Origin of the sequence: Nesterenkonia ebinurensis, from assembly GCF_008711175.1 — a bacterium.
Lineage (GTDB): Bacteria > Actinomycetota > Actinomycetes > Actinomycetales > Micrococcaceae > Nesterenkonia > Nesterenkonia ebinurensis.
In genome coordinates this window covers 1-4,180 of the sequence record NZ_VWNF01000023.1, presented here as the reverse complement: position 1 = coordinate 4,180, position 4,180 = coordinate 1, and the positions used below count along the sequence as shown (strand labels likewise).

The window sequence follows — 4,180 nt, the reverse complement described above, 5'->3', positions numbered from 1 at the left end:
ACTGGGTGGAATGTTCATTGCCATGGTCAACCAACGCCAGTGGGTAAGGAGGCAGTAGTCGCCCTATAGACCGGCCATCCCGTCTGTCTCCTGCGCAATGTGGGGTGGCCTTGTACCAGGCGGAGACATCACAGCGCCCCATGCTGGTAGCCGCCTGGTATCCGGCCCCGTCGCAGACCCCGTTCATCTGTGGCGGGGTCTTCCCCCGGGCTAGCGCTGAGTGTGCCGGGCGGACACCGGATTGCTGCCCCATTGTGACGGTCTTCGCAACACATGTCGTACAGGACTAATAGGTCCGATTCATGGTGTAACATGGCGCGCGTGTATTCCGGACGATTTAGTCCTCTAGTTGCTGACAATGACCAAAGAGGGGAAGGCAGCCATGAAGGAGTTCGAAAGCCATGATGTCACCAGCCTGAGCCAGGAGATCCGCGGCGAGGTGTTCACCCGCGGCACCCACGGGTACCGCCGCGAGGTGGGCGGATTCAATCTACTCACTGCCAGCAGTCCCGATCTCGTAGTTGTGCCCGAGGACGAGGCGGATGTCCAGGCGATACTCCGCTGGGCCGCGGAACATGACTGCACGGTGCACCCGCAAGCCACCGGCCACGGCGCATACCGTCCCCTGGAGACGGGCATGCTGCTCAAGACCACGCGGCTGAACAGGCTGGCCATCGACCAGGAAGCGCAGCGGTTCACCGTGGGCGCCGGGCTGACCTGGCAGGATGTTGTCCCGGAGCTACACGCTGCGGGACTGATGGCTGTCAGCGGCTCGGCGGCGACCGTGAGCGTGGTCGGCCTTCTCCTCGGTGGAGGTATTGGGCCATTGAGCCGCACACTCGGCGTCGCCTCCGACTATGCGGAATCCTTCCGAGTGGTGAATGCAGCCGGTGAGGTGCTGGTGGCCGATGCCGAGCACCATCCTGACCTTTTCTGGGCGCTGCGGGGTGGAAAAGTAGGTCTGGGCGTGGTGACCGAAGCAACCGTGCGGGCCGTGCCGCTCTCGCATGTCTACGGTGGTGGACTGTTCTTCGGTGCTGAAGACATGGACCGGCTCGCACACGCCTGGCTGGACTGGGTGACCGATCTGCCCGATGCGGTGAACTCATCCATCGCCTTCCTGCGCCTGCCGCCGGAGGCTCCCGGCCCGCTGGGCGGTGCGACCGTGCTCCATCTGCGCTTCGCCTACGTCGACACCGAGGCTTCCCATGATGAACTGCGTGATCAGGGTGAGGCATACCTCGCGCCTCTGCGTGCTCTCGGCACCCCGATCATCGACACGATCGGACTGCTGCCCGGCGATCGCCTCGCCGAGATCCATGCTGACCCGACGGATCCAGTGCCGGTATGGGAGTGGGGAGACATGCTCGAGTCGGCCGACCATGACCTCATCGAGCATCTGGTCGGGCAGGTCGGCGGTAAGGCCCAGTCGGTGCTCACCGCCGTGGAACTTCGCCGCCTCGGCGGCGCGCTGGTCCGCGATGACCTCAGCCCCTCGGCGGTTGGGGGTACTCGGGCGGCATTCTCGCTGCTAGTGCTCGGCGTGGCGATCGAACCGGTCGCACCGCTGGTGGCCGTCGAGACCGCCGGTCATATGATCCGTGACCTTGTGCAACCCTGGAGCGCCAGCGAGATCAACTACCACTGGGCCGGGTATCCGACGCCGGAGGTGTTCACCAACCGGCTGTGGCCGGCCAAGACTGCGGAGCGACTGAGTGAGGTCCGCTCACGCTATGACCCGAACCGGCTCTTCGAGTTCGGAAATTGAGCGTTCTTACCCATGTGGTTGTCTCGACTTCCTCACCGTGTGGCCGGTGCTGTGATGGCGCTGTGCTTAGCCGCTCCAGTGCTCAGTGCCGGGACCACCCCTGCCCTGGCTGAAAGGGACGCCGAGGCCCCGGCGGAATCCGCGGACCTCAGCACAGATGATGTCAGCGCAGCTGAGGTCGACGCATGGCCGGGATTCCTCGAGGACGTGAATGACGCCTGTGACGGTGATGGCGAGATCATGCTGGAAGGCGACGTCACCGCTCCGCTTGATGAGCAAGAATTCCTCGACTTAGAGGATTGCCACCTCATCCTCGACCTGAACGGTCATGCGTTGACCATCTATGGCCCAGGCGAGAACAACGCTGTAGGGCCAGGCGATGGAAACGCCGCCATCCACGTGCCCGAAGGCGCCTCGCTCACGATCAACGACTCCTCCGGCAACCACGACGGCAGCCTCACCGTCACCAGTGGCCAGTACGGCGCGGGGATCGGCAGTCACGCGAGGGGCAACGCAGGCGAGCTGGTCATCACCGGCGGAACAGTCAACGCCACCAGTTTCAGCAGTGGTGCAGGGATCGGCGGGGGCTGGTGGGAGGGCGCCGGCGGGACCGTGAGGATCGAGGGCGGCGTCGTGACCGCCTCCAGTGACCTGTACGGCGCGGGGATCGGCGGTGGCGACCGGGGGAATGGCGGCGAGGTGGTCATCACCGGCGGCATCGTGACCGCTATGGGCGGTACCATCGAGGTCAGCAGCAATCCGGGCGCGGGGATCGGAGCGGGCGCGGACGGGTCGGAACCGGGCTCTCTCGAGGTCCATGCCGTACTCACCGAGGACTCTGACAACGACGGTGCCTCAGCGGAAAACGCCCCCGCACCGACGATTACTCCCGTACCAGCGGGTGACCTTTACGCCCGGGCTGTCACCGACCAGAATTCCAACGGCAGCGGGATCTTCGAGCTGGAGTTCGGATACCTGCTGACCCTGGTCGATCTCGCGCTCGGCGTGGACGACGAGGACCGCGAGGAGTCGCAGTTCCTGGCGTTCGGAGCCACCGTGCCAGACCAGCCTGAGGTGCCGGAGGGGTATACCGCGACCGGATGGCGCGACGCCGCCCCAGCCGGGGAGCTGGTGACGGGCATCGAGGACGGCCCGGTGACGCTTTATAGCACTTCGGCGACCGCCAGCCTGTCGGCGTCGACGATCACCGCAGGCGAGGAAGCCACGGTCACGATCGAAGCCCTCAACGAAGACAGCGAGCTTGTCGATGTCACCGAGACCGAGGACGTGATCATCACACTCGACGGCGACGAAACCGACGGCCCCATCCTGTCGCCGACCGCGGCCGGTAGCTACGACGTTGAGGTTCAGTACCTGGAGACCACTCTTCTCGAATCCGAGCTGTCTGTGATGCCCGACGAGGCGGACTCCCTGGTTGTCGAGGGGCCGACTGAAGCCACTGAGGCTGAGACGGTCACCTATACCGTGGAGCTGACCGATGAGCACGACAACCTGATCAGTGATGTCACTGGTCAGGTGGATGTGGTCTCTGATGTTATCGGTGATCAGGTGGAGCTGAACCAGGATGGGGACGCTATCGAGGTGACTTTCGTCTTCACCCCTGAGGAACTGGTTGACCGGGTGCTGACGTTCGTCTATCCGGTGGAGGGTGATGAGGACATCACCGCCACTGTGGATGTGGAGGTCTCCAGTGCGGTGGAGGACATTGAGTTGATGGTGCCGGGATCGGCGAGCCATGGGCAGAGTGTCGAGGTCGGTGTGACTGCCTTGGGTGAGGGTGGTGAGGCTCTGGGTGATGTCACTGATTACGCTGGTGTTGCTTCCGATGGTGATGAGGACGAGGTCGACGGTGCTGAGGTGAGGTTTACTGGTGCTGGTGAGCGTGAGCTGACTGTCACCTACCGGGGTCATGCGGAGACTGCCACGGTGGTGGTGGATCAGGCTGCTACGGAAGTCACGGCTGTTCTTGACGGGACCACCATTACTGCTGGTGAGGATGTGGTGCTGGATGTGGTGGTGGATTCCCCAGTCGCGGGCGAGCATATACCTGCTGGTGAGGTTGAGGTGTGGCTGGAGGATGCCGATGTTGACGAGGATGAGCCCTTAGTTACTGGCGAATTGGTTGATGGCGAGGTGACCCTTGAGATCGAGGGTCTGACGGAGGCTGAGGACTATGAGCTGGTCGTCCGCTATCCCGGTACCACCGACCTTGCACCAAGCACCTCTGACCCGGTGACGGTCACAGTGGTTCCGGCTGCCCCGGTCTCGATTGAGGTCACCGGGCCTCAGAACGCTGTAGAGACAGCTACGGCGTCGTATCAGGTGCAGGCTTTCGACACTTACGGCAATCTGATCGGGAATGTGACTACCGAAACTGTAGTGGTCTCTGAT

Annotated in this window: 2 protein-coding genes; both read left to right on the top strand. The window is 63.5% G+C overall.

The window, feature by feature from the left end; genetic code table 11:
- The first annotated feature begins 382 nt into the window (after positions 1 to 382).
- Positions 383 to 1,768 carry an FAD-binding oxidoreductase gene (locus F0311_RS09315; protein WP_191089846.1) on the top strand — a complete coding sequence of 462 codons (1,386 nt, stop codon included), beginning with the start codon at positions 383 to 385 and terminating at the stop codon, positions 1,766 to 1,768.
- 39 nt (positions 1,769 to 1,807) lie between these two features.
- A partial coding sequence (locus F0311_RS09310) for an Ig-like domain repeat protein (RefSeq protein WP_191089845.1) occupies positions 1,808 to 4,180 on the top strand: 2,373 nt, incomplete at its 3' end.